Raw genomic sequence first — 16,609 nt, 5'->3', positions numbered from 1 at the left:
AGTGGGGCGAATTATAGACATCCAGATTTTGCCGTCAACCATTAATTACGTTTTTGTTGCAGAAGGCTCCTTCCGCCCCATCAGACGCGGGATACGCCGCATCACCGCAGGCACCCTGAGCACCAACAGTACCGCACCTATAAAGGCATATATCGCCCACTCCTTCAGATCGGCCCGCACGATCCACAACATATGCAGCAACCCAAGCCCCAATATCGGATAGACCAGGCGATGCAGTTTCTTCCAGCGCCCGCCCAGTCGCCGCTGGCTGTAGCGGTTGGACGTCACTGCCAGCGCCAGCAAGCCAAGAAAACCGAGCGCTCCGACGATGATGTAAGGCCGCTTGCCCAGCTCCACACCCAGCTGTGACCAATCGAACCCCAGGATGAACGCCAGATACCCGCTCAAATGCAGTACGACATAAGTAAAGCACCACAAACCCAACTGACGCCGGACGGCTATCCACCCCGCCCACCCCGTCAGTTTCTGCAGCGGCGTCATGCACAAGGTAACCAGCAACAGGATCAGCGTCCCCAACCCCAACCGATCCACCAGCACCTTGCCCGGGTCCGGCCCCAGGAAATTCGCCAATGCCTCGTAAAGCCAAAGCACTGGCCAAATCGCCGCCGCGATGAATACGCCGATCCGCCACGCCAGAAAACGCATCAATAATCCTTCCTCAGGTCCATCCCTGCATATAAAGAAGCCACTTCATCCTGATAGCCGTTGAACATCAACGTATCGCGAACGTTGGGGCTGAGCAGCCCGCTCGGCAAACGACGCTCCCGCGCCTGGGTCCAGCGCGGATGGTCAACGGTGGGATTGACGTTGGCATAAAAGCCGTACTCATCAGCCGCAATGCTTTGCCAGGTTGTCTTGGGCTGCTCGCTGACCAGACTGATCCGCACGATGGATTTCACGCTCTTGAAGCCATACTTCCATGGCACCACCAACCGCAACGGCGCGCCGTTCTGGTTCGGCAACTCCCGCCCGTACATCCCAACCGCGAGGATTGCCAGCGGGTTCATCGCCTCATCCAGCCGCAAACCTTCCACATACGGCCAGTCAATCAGGGCAAAGCCTGAACGCTGGCCCGGCATGATCTTGGGATCCTGCAGCGTCTCGAAACGAATGTACTTGGCCTTGGAGGTCGGCTCGACCTGCTTGAGTAGTGCGGAAATGGGAAAGCCGATCCACGGAATGACCATCGACCAGGCCTCGACACAGCGCAATCGATAAATCCGCTCCTCCAACTGATAAGGCTTCATGAAGTCTTCCAGCCCATAGCGGCCCGGCTTACCCACCTCACCCTCCACGACTACGCTCCAAGGTTCGGTTTTCAACGACCCTGCATTGGCCGCCGGATCACCCTTATCGGTTCCGAACTCATAGAAGTTGTTGTAGTGGGTGGCGTCCTTGAATGGAGTGATCGACTCATTTCCAGCCGTCACCGCGCCCCATTGGGTAGCTGCAACCTTCTCGGCCAACCAGGCCGGCGCCTTGCCTGGCTCGACATTGGGATAACGCGCTACATCCGCAGCGCCGGCCCATCGCGGCAAGCTACCCACGGCGAGGCCAGCCACGGATGCCCCTAGCAACTTGCGACGGGATAGATAGAAGGATTCAGGCGTGACGTCCGATTCACGACTGTCGGACGATTTGGGGATCTTGATCAGCATGACGACTCCGCAGTGTTGGAGGGCAGATGCACCAATAGACTGCGGAGTATGGGGGAAATTAGATTAAGGCAACGTTTAGCGTCGGCGAAGACGCAACAAATATTGCACCGGACCCGACGCAGCATAGGCGAGAAATACCAGCAGCAGGATACGCGGCGGATCGCTGAAGACCACGGCGAACACCAGCACCACAGCCAGGATCGCGACAAACGGCACGCGACCTTTCAGATCCAGTTCCTTGAAGCTGTTGTATTTGATGTTGCTGACCATCAGCATCCCGGCCGCCGCAACCAGCAATGCCACCAGGAACGACATTTTCGAGCCCTGGATGCCGTAGTCGCTGAATGCCCAGACCACGCCGGCCACCACGCCCGCGGCTGCAGGGCTCGCGAGACCGATGAAGTAGCGTTTGTCGGCAGTGCCGACCTGGGTATTAAAACGTGCCAGGCGCAACGCGGCACCGGCCACATAGATGAAAGCCACCATCCAGCCGACCTTGCCCATGTCGCCCAGCGCCCAGCCGAACGCCAGTAACGCGGGGGCAACACCGAACGCGACCATGTCGGACAGTGAGTCGTATTCGGCGCCGAATGCACTCTGGGTATTGGTCATGCGGGCCACGCGCCCGTCAAGGCCATCGAGCACCATGGCGACGAATATCGCAATGGCAGCCAGGGCGAAATAGCGGCTTGCCCCGGCACTGTCACCGGCACTGAGCGCCGCCTGGGCGCTCATGGAGCTGATGATGGAATAGAAGCCGGCAAACAGGTTCGCGGTGGTGAACAGGTTCGGCAGCAGATAGATGCCACGATGCCGGACCTTACGGCCTTCAGCGTCATGGCCCTCTTCGACGTGTTCATCGATGGGCAACAGGCTTTCGGCGTCAGGAGCCTGGTTCGGCTCGTCGGGACGTTCGCTCATGGACAGTACCTTGCAACGGTGTGAAAAAATTCGACAGGCGTCTGGGACGACGGTTCGGCCGCAAACGATGCAGCTTTATACCAGAAGCCAATGCCCAAACGAAAAAACGCGGCCAGGGCCGCGTTTTTCGATCAAGTCGCGACTCAGTTCTTGGCTTTGTCGACGATCTTGTTGGCACCGATCCACGGCATCATGGAGCGCAGTTGCTCGCCGATGATTTCGATACCGTGAGCGGCGTTGTTGCGGCGCTTGGCGGTCATCGAAGGATAGCCGGTGGCACCTTCGCTGATGAACATCTTGGCGTATTCACCGTCCTGAATACGTTTCAGGGCGTTGCGCATGGCCTGGCGAGATTCGGCGTTGATGACTTCCGGACCGGTCACGTACTCGCCGTACTCGGCGTTGTTGGAGATCGAGTAGTTCATGTTGGCGATACCGCCTTCGTACATGAGGTCAACGATCAGCTTTAGTTCGTGCAGGCACTCGAAGTAGGCCATTTCTGGCGCATAGCCAGCTTCAACCAGGGTTTCGAAACCGGCTTTGACCAGCTCGACGGTGCCGCCGCACAGAACGGCTTGCTCACCGAACAGGTCGGTTTCAGTCTCGTCCTTGAAGGTGGTTTCGATGATGCCGGTACGACCGCCACCCACGCCGGCGGCGTAGGACAGCGCAACGTTCTTGGCATTGCCGGACGCATCCTGGTAGATCGCGATCAGGTCAGGGATACCGCCGCCCTTGACGAACTCGGAACGGACGGTGTGGCCCGGGGCCTTCGGCGCGATCATGATCACGTCGAGGTCGGCGCGCGGCACAACCTGGTTGTAATGGATCGCGAAGCCATGGGAGAAGGCCAGGGTGGCGCCTTTCTTGATGTTCGGCTCGATTTCGTTCTTGTACAGGGCAGACTGGAATTCGTCCGGGGTCAGGATCATGACCAGGTCGGCAGCGGCAACGGCGGAAGCCACGTCGGTGACTTTCAAGCCGTGGGCCTCGGCCTTGGCGACGGTAGCCGAGCCTTTGCGCAGGCCGACGGTTACGTCAACGCCGGAATCCTTCAGGTTGCACGCCTGGGCGTGACCTTGGGAGCCGTAGCCGATGATGGCGACTTTTTTGCCCTGGATGATCGACAGGTCGCAATCTTTATCGTAGAAAACTTTCATGAATTTCCCCTATATCCGGCCATTCCGGCCATTCGCTAATTTGGTTAGATGCTCAGTACTTTGTCGCCACGGGCAATCCCGGTGACGCCACTGCGTACGGTTTCCAGGATCGAGGCAGTGCCGATCGATTGGATGAAGCTGTCGAGCTTGTCGCTGGTACCGGTCAACTGAACGGTATAGACGCTGGCGCTGACGTCGACGATCTGCCCACGATAAATATCGGTAGTGCGTTTGATCTCGGCGCGCTGGGCGCCGGTGGCCTTGACCTTGACCAGCATCAGTTCGCGTTCGATGTGAGCGCTCTCCGACAGGTCCACCAGCTTGACCACCTCGATCAGCTTGTTCAGGTTCTTGGTGATCTGCTCGATGACTTCATCGTGGCCCACGGTGGTCAGCGTCAGACGCGACAGGGTCGGGTCCTCGGTTGGCGCCACGGTCAGGCTTTCGATGTTGTAGTTGCGCTGCGAGAACAGGCCCACTACACGAGACAGAGCACCCGGTTCGTTTTCCAGAAGCAAGGAAATAATATGTCGCATGATTAGGTACGCTCCGTCTTGCTCAGCCACATATCGCGCATGGAGCCGTCTTTGATCTGCATCGGGTAGACGTGCTCGCTGGTATCGACCTGGATATCGAGGAACACCAGGCGGTCCTTCATGGCGAAGGCTTCTTCAAGCCCGGACTTCAAGTCCTTCAGGTCGGTGATGCGGATGCCCACGTGACCGTAGGCCTCGACCAGCTTGACGAAGTCCGGCAGCGACTCCATGTAGGAATGCGAATGACGGCTGCCGTAGCTCATGTCCTGCCACTGGCGAACCATGCCCAGTACACCGTTGTTCAGGTTGACGATCTTCACCGGCAAACCGTACTGCAGGCAGGTCGACAGCTCCTGGATGTTCATCTGGATACTGCCTTCGCCGGTGACGCAGGCGACGTCGTTGTCCGGGAAGCTCAACTTGACGCCCATGGCCGCCGGGAAGCCGAAGCCCATGGTGCCCAGGCCACCGGAGTTGATCCAGCGGTTAGGCTTGTTGAACCGGTAGTATTGCGCCGCGAACATCTGGTGCTGGCCAACGTCGGAAGTCACGAAGGCATCGCCCTTGGTCACTTCGCACAGGGTCTCGATGACGGTCTGCGGCTTGATCACGCTGCCGTCGCCCTTGTCGTACGGGAACAGGCCACGATCACCGCGCCATTCATCGACCTGTTTCCACCAGGCGGCCACGGACTCCTTGTTCGGAGCCTCGCCGATTTCCTTGAGGATGGCGACCATCTCGGTCAGCACGCTCTCGACCGGACCGACAATCGGCACGTCTGCCTTGATGGTCTTGGAGATGGACGCCGGGTCGATGTCGATGTGGATGATCTTGGCGTTCGGGCAGAATTTCGCCGGGCCGTTGATGACCCGATCGTCGAAACGCGCGCCCACGGCCAGGATGACATCGGCATGGTGCATCGCCAGGTTGGCGGTGTAGCTGCCGTGCATGCCGAGCATGCCGATGAACTGGCGGTCGGTGCCCGGGTAGGCGCCAAGCCCCATCAAGGTATTGGTAACCGGCAGGTTGAGCATCTTGGCCAGTTCGGTCAGCGGCGCGGAGCCACCACCGAGGATGACCCCACCACCCGAGTACAGGACCGGGCGCTTGGCCGCGAGCAGCATTTCGGCGGCCTTGCGGATTTGTCCCGAGTGACCGCGTACGGCCGGGCTGTAGGAGCGCAGCTTGGCTTTTTTCGGATAGATGTACTCGAATTTCTCGGCCGGGTTGGTCATGTCTTTCGGCACGTCGACCACGACCGGGCCTGGACGACCAGACTCAGCCAGGTAAAAGGCTTTTTTCATGACCTCCGGGATTTCCGACGCGTGCTTGATCATGAAGCTGTGCTTCACGATCGGCCGGGAGATACCGATCATGTCGGTTTCCTGGAACGCATCGGTACCGACCATGGTGCTGGGCACCTGGCCAGAGATGATCACCATCGGAATCGAGTCCATGTAGGCCGTGGCGATACCGGTGATGGCGTTCGTGGCGCCAGGGCCGGATGTCACCAGAACCACGCCGGCCTTGCCGGTGGCGCGGGCATAACCGTCCGCCATGTGGGTGGCCGCTTGTTCATGGCGAACCAGGATGTGGGTCACTTCCGGCTCTTTGAACAGGGCATCATAGACATGAAGAAGAGCACCGCCGGGGTACCCGTAGATGTATTTGACGCCTTCGTCACGCAAGAAGCGGACGAGCATCTCACCGCCAGATAAAAGCTCCACGTTGTTCACCTCTAAAACGCCAGAATACCGACCCACGAAAAGGGGACGGGTCTTAATAGGTTTACTTCTCGGCAGAGCATGAGCGACGGTGGTCGCCGACTACGTCAGCACTGACTGAGCAAGTATTGGGATCGTCCCAAGTGTTGCGGGCCTTTCCCACCCAGCGCGAGGTAACGCGTTGCGGGTGTAACAGGTCGGCGCGGATGTGCGCCTCATGATCTGCCGAGTGGGTCTGCTTCTGGCAGTCCCTCTACAGCGGACTTTGGATTCTTCTGTTTCGCCCTCTGCAAGTCAAGTCGTCAATGTGCTTTATTGAAGTAAGCACATGAGAACGCAAGAAAAAACCTTTAAACGGCTACTCTGTTAGCTTCAATTGCGCAACCCAGGACAAGGAAACAGCATGCGAACGATGTTATTGACGGCCTGCCTGCTGGCGGGCCTGAGCCCGATGAGCATGGCCGGCCAGATTTACAAATGGGTGGACGCCCAGGGCGTGACCCACTTCGGCGCCCAGCCGCCGCAAGGCGTAGAGGCGACAACCGTGGGCAAATCCGCACCGCCCGCTCCCAAGCAGGCAGCACCTGTTACCGGCGGTGTCGTCGGCGATCAAAAGGCCATCGATCAACGGGTAAAGCAGCAAGTTGCCGAGCAGGAAGCCCAACTCAAGGCGTTCTGCGAGCAGGCCAGGACCAACCTGGCGCAACTGCAGAACAATCCCAGGGTCAGGGAAGACGTGGAAGGCGAAATGCGCCGGCTCACGGATGAAGAGCGGCGCCAGCGCATCGATGAGACCCGCAAGCAGATCGAAGAACATTGCCAGTGAAGGCAGTCAGCTGGCGTCGCTGATCAACTGGTCGAACTGCGCCAGCAACCGCTGCAACTCGGCGCCCTGCCCTGGCCGCTGGGCATAGACCATTTCGGCCATGGCCAGAATGCCCGAGGCGTTGGGCAGTGGCAGGTCGTTTTCGAGGATCGCCTTCATTCGCGGCAGGAAGATCCATTGCAGCCACTGCTCGAAATCCAGGGTATCGACCGCGAACGGCTCGACACTCGCCAGCGCCTCGGCCGAAGGCGAAACGCTGCTCCACCAACCCTGGACGCGCAGTTCGCGCTCGATCAACAGCAACTGATCGGCGATCTGGGGAAAACGAACATCCATCAGAGTGAAACCTTGGCTTTCTGACGGGCCAGTGCGGCACCAGCGGAGTCGCCTTGTTTCTCGCGGGCCTGGGCAATCAGCTCCCACAGGCTTGCCTGGAGTGCCGGCCGACCGCTGGAGAATGTCAGGCCGCGGCGCGCCAGTTGCTCGGCTTGCGGCGCATCGCCCTGGGCCATGCGTACCTGGGCCAGTCGATAAAGAACCTGAGGCTCGCGCGGCGCGACACGCTGCGCGCGCTCGAGGCTGGAGGACGCACCGTTGAGGTCACCACCGGCCTGCTGCTGTTGGGCCGTAGTCAGCAGCGCCAACACCGGACCATCCAGTTGCTCATCGGCGGACAAGCCACCGGAGCTCGCCGACGGGATGCTGCTCGGCGTCGATGGCATGCTGTAACTGCCCTGGTCGATTGGCGAGGTCTCGATAGGACCCGGCGTGATCGGCCCCGGTGTGATCGGCGTGCTGCTGATGGGTGCCGACGTGGCAGCGCCACCACCGGGCACCATCACCACGACGCCCGTATCACCCTGGGGAATCGCCTGGGTCTGAGTACCCTGCACCGGACGCTTTACGGTCGTCTGACGGAAACCGCCATTGGCCGAGACCCGCTCGCTGTTGGAAACGGCGGTACCGGAGTCGACAACCGGAATCGAACCGCGCTGTACGGTAGAGCAGCCGCTGAGCAAAGCCACGGCGGTTACCGCTGGAATCAACCACTTGTTCACTTGAAACCCTCTTTGCTTAATTCACCCAGTCCTTGACCCAATCCATCACCGATTCGGCTGGGTTCTGGCCGCCACACGCCGCACCGGGCGGCGGTTCGCTGCCGCGAATATACGGCATCTGAACCGCGCCCGGGCAATTCGCGTCGGAGCCCTGCCCGGTGCGTGAATCGACCCAGGCCTGGACGATGTTGTCCGGTTGCGGCATGTCCAGCGGCAACGGGTCGGCCTTGCGCATGAAACTGGTCCAGACCTGCAATGCGCCGGTGGCGCCGGTGAACGGCGTCTTGCCGTTGTCGTCACGCCCCAGCCAGACCACCGCCAGCAAGTCCTGGCTGAAGCCGGCGAACCAACTGTCGCGCGAATCGTTACTGGTGCCGGTCTTGCCCGCCAGGGTCAGCGTCCGCGGAAGCACGTTATAGACCGAGCTGCCGGTACCTTCACGCATCACCCGCTGCATGGCGCTCTGGATCAGATAAATGGAAGCCGGATCGAAACGCTGCTGGATCTGGAAGGGATAACGCTTGAGCGGCTCGCCGTCGGCGGTCAGCACACTGCGGATGCCACGCATCGGCGTATTGAAACCACCGTTGGCCAGGGTCTGGTACATCGCCGCCACTTCGATCGGGGTCAGGCCACCGGCGCCCAACAGCATCGACGGGAAAGCCGGGAACTCGCGGTTCACCCCCAGGCGCGCCAAGGTCTTGAGCACATTCGGCACGCCAACTTCCAGCCCGAGGCGAGCCGTTGACAGGTTGTAGGAATGCGCCAGGCCCTGATAAAGGAATACCGTGCCGTGGGGCCGACGATCATAGTTTTGCGGCGTCCAGACCTGGCCGTCCGCGCCCTTGACCGAGAATGACTCGTCAGAGAGCCAACTGGTCAGCGTGTACTGGCTCGGTTTTTCCAGAGCGGTGAGGTACACCGCCGGCTTGATCAGCGAGCCGATCGGGCGCACCGCATCCAGCGCCCGGTTGAAACCGGCATAGCTGGCCTGACGGCTGCCGATCATCGCCTGGACTTCGCCGGTTTCCGGGTTGGTCACGACCATGGCCGCTTCGACTTCGTCAGAGCCCTTGCGCCCCGCCAGGCGCTTGAAGGTGTCATTGACCGAGGCCTCGGCTTTCATCTGCAGGATCGGATCGAAGCTGGTGAAGATGCGCAAGCCTTCTTCGGTCAAGTCTTCGTCGCGATAGTCTTCGCGCAGCTGACGCTTGACCAGGTCCATGAAGCCAGGGAACGAACTGTCCGCCAGGCTGCCGCGCTTGGTCACGCCCAGCGGCATCTTTTTCGCCGCTTCTACCTGCTCGGCCGTGGCCACGCCTTGTTGCTGCAACAAGTCCAGCACCAGGTTACGCCGCTCGAGGGCGCGCTCCGGATTGCGACGCGGGTTGTAGGAAGACGGCCCCTTGACCATGCCGACCAGCAACGCCACCTGGTGCAACTTGAGCTCGGACAGCGGCTGGCTGAAGAAGAACTGGCTGGCCAGGCCGAAACCGTGCACCGCTCGCTGGCCGTCCTGGCCGACAAAGACCTCGTTGAGGTAGGCCTCGAGAATTTCCTGCTTGCTGTAATGCAGCTCCAGCAACAACGCCATCATCGCTTCGGTGAGCTTGCGGGTCAGGCTGCGTTCGTTGGTCAGGTAGAAGTTCTTGACCAACTGCTGGGTCAGGGTACTGCCGCCCTGGCGCATGTGTCCCGACGAGGTATTGACCCAGACAGCCCGGGCAATCGACTTGGGCGAGACGCCGAAGTGATGGTAGAAGTCACGGTCTTCGACGGCGATCAGGGTTTCAAGCAGGAACGGCGGCACCTGATCGATCTTGATCAGGATCCGGTCTTCGAGATTTTTCGGGTACAACCCACCAATCAGCAGCGGCTCGAGGCGCACCACCGACAGACTCGCATTGTTGGCGCCCGTCAGCGCGGCCACATAGTCACCGGAGAAACGCACCCGCACCGGCTGCGCCTGCTCCATGCCTTCATAGAACTGGAAGCCGCGAGTATTGATGTCGATGGTGTTGCCATTGACCGAAGCTGCACCCGGGCCATTGGCCACGCTTTCGCGGCGATAACCCAAGGCATCGAGCTCGGTCAGGAAATCCTCCTTGCTGAGCTTTTGTCCGACGAACAGCTCCAGCGGCCGCGCGTAGACCTTGGCCGGAATGGTCCAGCGCTTGCCGGAGAATTTCTCCTGGACCACGGCATCGAGGTAGACGGCAAAACCGGCGAGCACGACAAGGCCAACCAAGCTCAGTTTAAGGGCCCAGCCCAGCCAGGGCCGCAGGCGGCGGGCGGGAGGTTTCTTGGGGGTACGGGGGGATCGGGTACGAGTCATGGCGGCGGATTATACGCACTTTGGCGTGGTTCAACATGCGTCCGCCAAGGTTTGCGTTAGCCTCGCTTGCCGCCATAATGACCGCCTTGAATTTTCCAGTCTCTGAAGGATCGCCCGTGAGCCAATCACTGATCGCTGCCCTGCAAAACCCGGCCCTTTACCCGCATCCCGTCGAAGGGTTCCAGGTCATCGAAACCCATATTTCCTGGGTGTTGCTCACCGGGCCCTACGCCTACAAATTCAAGAAGCCGGTCAATTTCGGCTTCCTCGACTTCACCAGCCTCGACGCGCGCAAGCATTTTTGCGCTGAAGAACTGCGCCTGAACCAGCGCCTGACCCAGGACCTCTATCTCGAAGTCTTGCCGATTACTGGCAGCGCCGAAGCGCCAAGCCTCGGCGGTGATGGTCCGGCCATCGAATACGCCCTGAAGATGCGCCAGTTTCCCCAGAGCCAACTGCTCAGCACGCTCCAGGCCAACGGCGAACTGACCACCGCGCACATTGATGAAATGGCCGCGCAGATCGCCCAGTTCCATCTTTCTACGCCCAAGGTGCCCGCCGACAACGCGGCAGGCACGCCGGACAGCGTCATGGCGCCGGTGCGGCAGAATTTCGAGCAGATCCGTCCGTTCCTCAGCGACAAGGCTGACCTGCTGCAACTCGAAGCCCTGCAAGCCTGGGCCGAAAGCAGCTTCGAACGCCTCAAGCCGCTGCTGGCCCAGCGCAAGACCGAAGGCTTCACCCGCGAATGCCACGGCGACATCCACTTGGGTAATGCCACCGTGATCGATGGCCAGGTGGTGATTTTCGACTGCATCGAGTTCAACGAGCCGTTCCGTTTCACCGACGTCTACGCCGACACCGCGTTCCTGGCGATGGACCTTGAAGACCGCGGCCTCAAGTCACTGGCGCGGCGGTTCGTCAGCCAGTACCTGGAGCTGACGGGCGATTACCAGGGCCTGGAGCTGTTGAATTTCTACAAGGCCTACCGCGCCCTGGTCCGCGCCAAGGTCGCGCTGTTCAGCATGCCCGCCGAAGCCGATCCGGTGCAGCGCGCCACGACTCTGCGCCAGTACCGCAACTACGCCAACCTGGCCGAAAGCTACAGCACCATCCCGTCGCGCTTCCTGGCGATTACCCACGGTGTTTCCGCCGTAGGCAAAAGTCACGTCGCGATGCGCCTGGTAGAGGCCCTGGGCGCGATTCGCCTGCGCTCGGACGTGGAGCGCAAGCGCCTGTTCGGCGAGCAGCAAATACCGAACGATCCACAGGCCGGCATTTATAGCAGCGACGCCAGCAGCACCACCTACGCCCGCCTGCATGAAATTGCCGACGCGATCCTGCACGCAGGTTTCCCGGTGGTAATCGACGCCACCTACCTCAAGCGTGAGCAGCGTGACGCCGCTGCCAGGATCGCCGAAGGCACGGGCGCGCCGTTCCTGATCCTCGACTGCGACGCGCCGCAAGCGGTGATCGAAAGCCGGCTCGCCCAGCGCCAGGCGGACCAGAAGGACCCGTCCGACGCGAACCTGGCCGTCATCGCCGTCCAACAGGCCGGCCGCGAAGCGTTGACCCCGGCGGAAATCCTTTGCAGCAAACGGGTTCAGACCAACGAAAGCGGCACGCTGGATGTTGTGGTCGCGCAGATCCGCCAACGCTTGCCAGGCCTGTAGGAATTATTTCGGCCGTGAAGCGACGCCCGGCTTCACGGCCGTCAAATAGTGGCACTATACTGGCGTCATAAAACCAGCAGGTGATATGAAATGAGCCACCCCAAGCTTCTCGACACCCCGCTTTATGCCTTGTTGCGCAACGACGATATCGCCGGCTTCAACAGCGAACGGCCTCAAGGGCCGATCGACATGCGCGGCGGCGATTTCCGTGGTCTTGACCTGCGTGAACTGAACGCGGACAACGTCGATTTCACCGACGCCTACTTCCGTTCCGCCGATTTGCGCGGCGTCGATTTTCGTAACTCGTCGCTGGAAGGCGCGAGCCTCGCCCACGCGCAGATTTCCGGTGCCTACTTTCCGCCCGAGCTGTCGGCCGATGAGATCCTGATGTCGATAAATTTCGGCACACGCCTGCGCTACCGCACCCGCTAAGCCTGAAGCAACCGAGGCCCGGCATCGAACAGACCTCCAGCGCCCCCGCCTGCGCTGGACGACGTGCCGTTTTTGTCGTTTTGCACCTATCGTGCGTAATGCATTAGAAGGTTTTGCGTCGATTCCGACCAAACAATCACGCTTTTCCTACTGACCGCTACACTCCTGAGAAGCTTGCCCACTGCACCAGTCGGCCGTCGCAAGGAGGCTCGATGAATGATGAACTGCAACACCTGAAGAATCTGGGCAAGACGTCAGCCCAGTGGCTGCATGCCGTGGGCATCCACAGCGCCTCGGATCTACGCCGCCTCGGCGCGGTGGACGCCTATCGCGCCGTTCGCACTCGCGGGTTCCGGGCATCAAAGGTATTGCTGTATGCCATCGAAGGCGCATTGATGGACATGCATTGGAACGATATTCCCGCTGAACGCAAGGAAGCCCTTAATAAACAGCTGGATGCCATTTCGGCTCGCCACAAAGCCTGACGCACGATTTTTGCCGCCCACATCGCGCCGCCCCATTATTTTTGGCGAATCGAAAAACTTTGTTTGACTTGGAAATGAGAATCGCTATGATTACCACATCCGGTCGCGAGACTGGTCGATATTTGAAAAGCCCTTGGTTCGGACTCTCAGATATCTCCTCATCAGGCTAATCACGGTTATTTGACCCGGCTTTTGCCGGGTCTTTTTTTGCCCGGAATATCACTTGCCTTGTTGTTCACGCATCTGCGCGCAGTAATCCTGAGGCGGGGTGGCCGGGGTGTACCACACATAATCAGCCATGGCCGACGTAACGTTGCTCCCCTCCTCGGCCAGCATCAGCACAACCGGCGCTTCGTTGGCGCCCAGGTCCCGCACATGCAGCGGCACGCCGACGTCTTTTCGCCCATGCCAGGCACCGGCAAACAACAATGCAGGCGTCGGCGCCTTGAGCAACTGCTCCGCCATTCGCCGGTCTCGCTGCTGCTGAACCGCCAGCATCGCCGGCATCTGCGATTCCGGCAGCAGGCCGCAGTGGGACTCGCGGATCTGTCCCAGCAGCTTCTCCTTCACCACGGACGAATTGGAGCGCTCACCCTGCACCAAGGGCATTTGACGATAAATGCGCTGGATCTCCGTACGGTCAAGATTGGCCGCCAGCACCGGATAAGGCTGAGGCAAGGCGAACTCCACCACGGCTCCGTACAGGTTCCAATCCCAACCCGGCGACCAGTCCAGCGCGCCGGGCAAATTCTTGGGCAAGGCTGGCAACTGGCGAACCGCGTCGACCTTCGGCTGCTGCTGTGGCGTCAGCATCTCCAAGAGCAAGCTGCCTTGGGCTCGATGTTCGGCCAAGGCCTGGAGCAACCAGCGTTGCAACATATGATGGTCGCGGAGGTCGTGCTGCTCTCCGACCACGACACGCGGAGCTTGCGCCAAGCGCTCGACCAAGGCATGCGACGAGAGGGCCTGGCCACTTTGCAAGTCAAGGATCCGTCCGTTGACCGGAGGCGGCGCGATACTTTGGCAAGCCGTCAACACACTCAAAGCCAGGATCAGAAACAGGCGCACATCTGCATCCTCCAGATTGCCTCAGCGGGCGATGATCAACGGATGCCCGCGCTCCGGATGGGACTGCACCAGCACTTCCAGGCCGAATACCGCTTTGAGCGGCTCCGGGCGCAGCACGTGCCGGGGCGTGTCCAGGGCCACCGGTCGGCCGGACGCGAGCAGCAACAGGCGGTCACAGTAACGCGCCGCCAGGTTCAGGTCATGCAGGATCACCAGCACGGCGGCACCGCGATCGGCAAATTCGCGCACCGCTTGCAGGATGGTGTGCTGGTGCAAGGGATCGAGCATCGAAGTCGGCTCGTCCAACAACAGCGTCTGCCCCACCTCGCCCGGCCACAGTTGCGCCAGCACCCGCGCCAAGTGCACCCGCTGGCGTTCGCCACCGGACAGGGTCAGGTAGTTGCGGCCATACAGATGCGTGGCATCCGCGGCCTGTAATGCCGATTCAACGATCTGCGCGTCCCGCAACTGGCCGCTCTGGCGGGGCAGGCGCCCCATGCCGACCACCTCTTCCACGCGGAATGCAAAATCCAGGGTCGATGATTGTGGCAACACCGCCAGACGACGGGCGCGCTCGGCGCCGCCCCACTGGGCGAGGGGCCTGTCGTCGAGCCAGACCTTACCCCGGGCCGGACGCAACTCGCCACACAAGCCTGCCAGCAGCGTACTTTTGCCCGCACCGTTGGGGCCGAGCACACCGAGCACTTCGCCGGGATTGAGCTGAAAGTCGATGTCCGCCAGTACGGTTTTGCGGCCCCGGAGAATATGCAGGTCATGCGCTCGCAGCATCAGGCACGCCCCCGCAGCAACAGATACAGGAAGAACGGTGCGCCGATGAATGCGGTGACAATGCCGATGGGCAATTCCGCCGGGGCCAGCGCGAGGCGCGCCACCAGATCGGCGAACAGCAGCAGGCTCGCCCCGGCCAGGATCGAAGCCGGTAGCAGGACGCGATGGTCGGGGCCCGCCATCAGCCTTACCAGATGCGGCACCACCAGCCCGACAAAACCGATCATGCCCGCAGCCGCCACCGCGGCCCCAACGCCCAGCGCCGTGCAGAACACCAGCTCACGCTTGAGCCGTTCGACGTCAATGCCCAGGTGCGCAGCCTCGGACTCGCCGAGCAACAAGGCGTTGAGCGCACGGGCCCGACGCGGCAACCAGATCGCCACGCCGACGCTGACCAGCAGCAGGGGCCACAAGCGCGCGTAGGTGGCGCCGTTCAGGCTGCCCAGGTTCCAGAACGTCAGGGTGCGCAGGGTCGCGTCATCCGCCAGGTAAGTGAACAAGCCGACCGCCGAGCCGGACAGCGCGGTCAGGGCGATCCCGGCCAGAAGCATGGTCGCGACGTGAGTCTGACCGTTGCGCCGGCCGAGGCGATAGACCAGCGCCGTAACCCCGAGCCCGCCGAGGAACGCACACAGTGACAATAGATAAGGTCCCAGCGCTTCGGGCAGCCCGCCCAGCATCGAACCGCCGACGATGGCAAACGCTGCCCCCAGCGCCGCACCACTGGAAACCCCGACCAGCCCCGGGTCCGCCAGCGGGTTGCGAAACAGCCCCTGCATCGCCACGCCGGACAACGCCAATACCCCGCCCACCGCCAGCCCCAGCAAGGTGCGCGGCAGGCGGATCTGGCCAAGGATCAGTTCGGCCTGTTCCAAGCCATCGGCAGCCACCGGCAAGCCCGACAGGCGCATGGCGGCGCGCAGGGTATCGAACAGCGGCAAGCTCACCGGCCCCAAGGCCAGGGACAACCAGATCGCCAACAGGCATAGCAGGCCCAGCCCAATAAATAAAGTGCGTGGCTTGACCAGCGCAGTCATGGGGTCTTGACCGGATAAAAACCGTCGGTGAGCTTCACCAGGTTTTGCGGCAGGCGCGGACCCAATCCGCCCACCAGCAGCGTCGGGTCCAGTTCCATGACACGCCCACTCTTGGCGGCCCGGGTCGAGGACAAGATCGGATTTTCCTTGAACAGCGCGGCGCGCGCTTCTTCGCCGGTCAAGGCTCGATCGGCAAAGACCAGCACTTCAGGATTCAAGCTGGCAAGGGTTTCCACGGAAAATGGTTTGTAGCCGCTGTGGGTCGCCAGGTTGTGACCACCGGCCTGCTCCAGCAACCAGTCGGCGGCGGTGCCTTTACCGGCGATCAGCGATTTGCCGCCAGCATTGCCCACCAGCAGCAATACGCCAGGCGCCTTCTGCTTGAGCCGGGCTGCGTTTACGCGGACGGCGTGCTGGGAAAGCCGTTGTTGATAGTCATCGAACAACTCCGCAGACTTGGTCTCGGCCCCCAAGAGCTGCCCCAGGTGACGCAGATTGGTCTGAAGCGCCTCCAGGCTCGGCGCCGCCAAGAACAACTCGACCGGCACCCCGGCCGCACGAATCTGCGCGAGCACCGGCGGCGGTCCCATTTCTTCGGTACCCACCAGAATTTGCGGCCGCAAGCTCAGCACGCCCTCCGCCGACAGCTGTCGCTGATAACCGATGCTGGGCAGCGCTCGCAACGACTCGGGATGCTGGCTGGTGGTGTCCACGCCCACCAGCTTCGACTCACCGCCGAGCGCACTGACCCACTCCGACAAGGCACCCCCAGCGCTCACCCAGCGTTGCGGCAGATCGGCCGCCAGCGCTCCCTGGCTGGCCAAAAGGACGACACAGAGCGCAGCAACGCGGAAATTCAAGCGCATCGGATAGCTTCCTCAGAGAA

The 16,609-nt window shown here is 61.4% G+C and carries 17 protein-coding genes; 4 read left to right on the top strand and 13 right to left on the bottom strand.

Annotated elements, in window-relative coordinates; translation table 11 throughout:
- Window positions 1-45: 45 nt before the first annotated feature.
- The 6 genes from msrQ to J3P96_RS04675 form a co-directional block, all read right to left on the bottom strand.
- On the bottom strand, window positions 46-666 hold the full coding sequence (gene msrQ / locus J3P96_RS04700) for a protein-methionine-sulfoxide reductase heme-binding subunit MsrQ (RefSeq protein WP_434655661.1): 621 nt from the start codon (window positions 664-666) through the stop codon (window positions 46-48).
- A complete protein-coding gene (gene msrP, locus J3P96_RS04695) occupies window positions 666-1,679 on the bottom strand; it encodes a protein-methionine-sulfoxide reductase catalytic subunit MsrP (protein ID WP_434655658.1) in 1,014 nt (337 codons plus the stop codon). Before msrP ends, msrQ begins: the two co-directional genes overlap by 1 nt.
- Window positions 1,680-1,754: 75 nt before the next feature.
- Window positions 1,755-2,600 carry a CDP-diacylglycerol--serine O-phosphatidyltransferase gene (gene pssA, locus J3P96_RS04690; RefSeq protein WP_305498795.1) on the bottom strand — a complete coding sequence of 282 codons (846 nt, stop codon included), beginning with the start codon at window positions 2,598-2,600 and terminating at the stop codon, window positions 1,755-1,757.
- Between the two features lie 143 nt (window positions 2,601-2,743).
- On the bottom strand, window positions 2,744-3,760 hold the full coding sequence (ilvC, locus tag J3P96_RS04685) for a ketol-acid reductoisomerase (RefSeq protein WP_003185459.1): 1,017 nt from the start codon (window positions 3,758-3,760) through the stop codon (window positions 2,744-2,746).
- A gap of 44 nt (window positions 3,761-3,804) precedes the next feature.
- Window positions 3,805-4,296: an acetolactate synthase small subunit gene (gene ilvN / locus J3P96_RS04680; RefSeq protein ID WP_003176102.1), complete on the bottom strand. Its 492-nt coding sequence runs from the start codon at window positions 4,294-4,296 to the stop codon at window positions 3,805-3,807.
- Window positions 4,297-4,298: 2 nt separating this feature from the next.
- Entirely contained in the window at window positions 4,299-6,023 is a 1,725-nt protein-coding gene (locus J3P96_RS04675) for an acetolactate synthase 3 large subunit (RefSeq protein WP_305498794.1), read from the bottom strand.
- 400 nt (window positions 6,024-6,423) lie between these two features.
- Here J3P96_RS04675 and J3P96_RS04670 point away from each other — a divergent pair, with 400 nt between their 5' ends.
- Window positions 6,424-6,846, top strand: coding sequence for a DUF4124 domain-containing protein (locus tag J3P96_RS04670; RefSeq protein ID WP_434655656.1), 423 nt, complete (start codon window positions 6,424-6,426; stop codon window positions 6,844-6,846).
- Between the two features lie 6 nt (window positions 6,847-6,852).
- On the opposite strand, the gene J3P96_RS04665 is transcribed toward J3P96_RS04670, so the two are convergent.
- Genes J3P96_RS04665 through mrcB form a run of 3 tightly spaced genes read right to left on the bottom strand, consistent with a single transcriptional unit; the run spans window position 6,853 to window position 10,239 of the window.
- The gene (locus J3P96_RS04665) at window positions 6,853-7,182 is read right to left on the bottom strand and encodes a YqcC family protein (protein ID WP_434655655.1); all 330 of its coding nucleotides are present in this window, start codon (window positions 7,180-7,182) and stop codon (window positions 6,853-6,855) included.
- A complete protein-coding gene (locus J3P96_RS04660) occupies window positions 7,182-7,904 on the bottom strand; it encodes a tetratricopeptide repeat protein (protein WP_434655653.1) in 723 nt (240 codons plus the stop codon). Before J3P96_RS04660 ends, J3P96_RS04665 begins: the two co-directional genes overlap by 1 nt.
- 16 nt (window positions 7,905-7,920) lie before the next feature.
- Window positions 7,921-10,239: a penicillin-binding protein 1B gene (gene mrcB, locus J3P96_RS04655; protein ID WP_434655652.1), complete on the bottom strand. Its 2,319-nt coding sequence runs from the start codon at window positions 10,237-10,239 to the stop codon at window positions 7,921-7,923.
- A gap of 116 nt (window positions 10,240-10,355) precedes the next feature.
- Here mrcB and J3P96_RS04650 point away from each other — a divergent pair, with 116 nt between their 5' ends.
- The 3 genes from J3P96_RS04650 (at window position 10,356) to J3P96_RS04640 (ending at window position 12,829) form a co-directional block, all read left to right on the top strand.
- Window positions 10,356-11,912 (top strand): AAA family ATPase, encoded by a 1,557-nt coding sequence (locus J3P96_RS04650; protein WP_434655650.1) that lies wholly within the window; start codon window positions 10,356-10,358, stop codon window positions 11,910-11,912.
- A 90-nt stretch (window positions 11,913-12,002) separates the two neighbouring features.
- Window positions 12,003-12,344, top strand: a complete 342-nt coding sequence (locus tag J3P96_RS04645) for a pentapeptide repeat-containing protein (protein WP_434655648.1) — start codon at window positions 12,003-12,005, stop codon at window positions 12,342-12,344.
- Window positions 12,345-12,556: 212 nt separating this feature from the next.
- A complete protein-coding gene (locus J3P96_RS04640; RefSeq protein ID WP_039593847.1) occupies window positions 12,557-12,829 on the top strand; it encodes a TfoX/Sxy family protein in 273 nt (90 codons plus the stop codon).
- A gap of 219 nt (window positions 12,830-13,048) precedes the next feature.
- Here J3P96_RS04640 and J3P96_RS04635 read toward each other — a convergent pair whose 3' ends face one another.
- From J3P96_RS04635 to J3P96_RS04620, 4 genes are read right to left on the bottom strand one after another with little or no spacing between them, the layout of a single operon-like run.
- Window positions 13,049-13,897, bottom strand: a complete 849-nt coding sequence (locus J3P96_RS04635; RefSeq protein ID WP_434655646.1) for a ChaN family lipoprotein — start codon at window positions 13,895-13,897, stop codon at window positions 13,049-13,051.
- A gap of 21 nt (window positions 13,898-13,918) precedes the next feature.
- Window positions 13,919-14,686, bottom strand: coding sequence for a heme ABC transporter ATP-binding protein (locus tag J3P96_RS04630; protein ID WP_434655644.1), 768 nt, complete (start codon window positions 14,684-14,686; stop codon window positions 13,919-13,921).
- On the bottom strand, window positions 14,686-15,669 hold the full coding sequence (locus J3P96_RS04625; RefSeq protein ID WP_434605211.1) for a FecCD family ABC transporter permease: 984 nt from the start codon (window positions 15,667-15,669) through the stop codon (window positions 14,686-14,688). Before J3P96_RS04625 ends, J3P96_RS04630 begins: the two co-directional genes overlap by 1 nt.
- Window positions 15,670-15,719: 50 nt before the next feature.
- Window positions 15,720-16,589, bottom strand: coding sequence for a heme/hemin ABC transporter substrate-binding protein (locus J3P96_RS04620; protein ID WP_434655642.1), 870 nt, complete (start codon window positions 16,587-16,589; stop codon window positions 15,720-15,722).
- Window positions 16,590-16,609: the final 20 nt, after the last annotated feature.

Origin of the sequence: Pseudomonas sp. R3-56 (genome assembly GCF_051132075.1) — a bacterium.
In the GTDB taxonomy this organism is placed as follows: Bacteria; Pseudomonadota; Gammaproteobacteria; order Pseudomonadales; family Pseudomonadaceae; genus Aquipseudomonas.
This window is presented reverse-complemented; position numbering and strand designations above follow the sequence as displayed.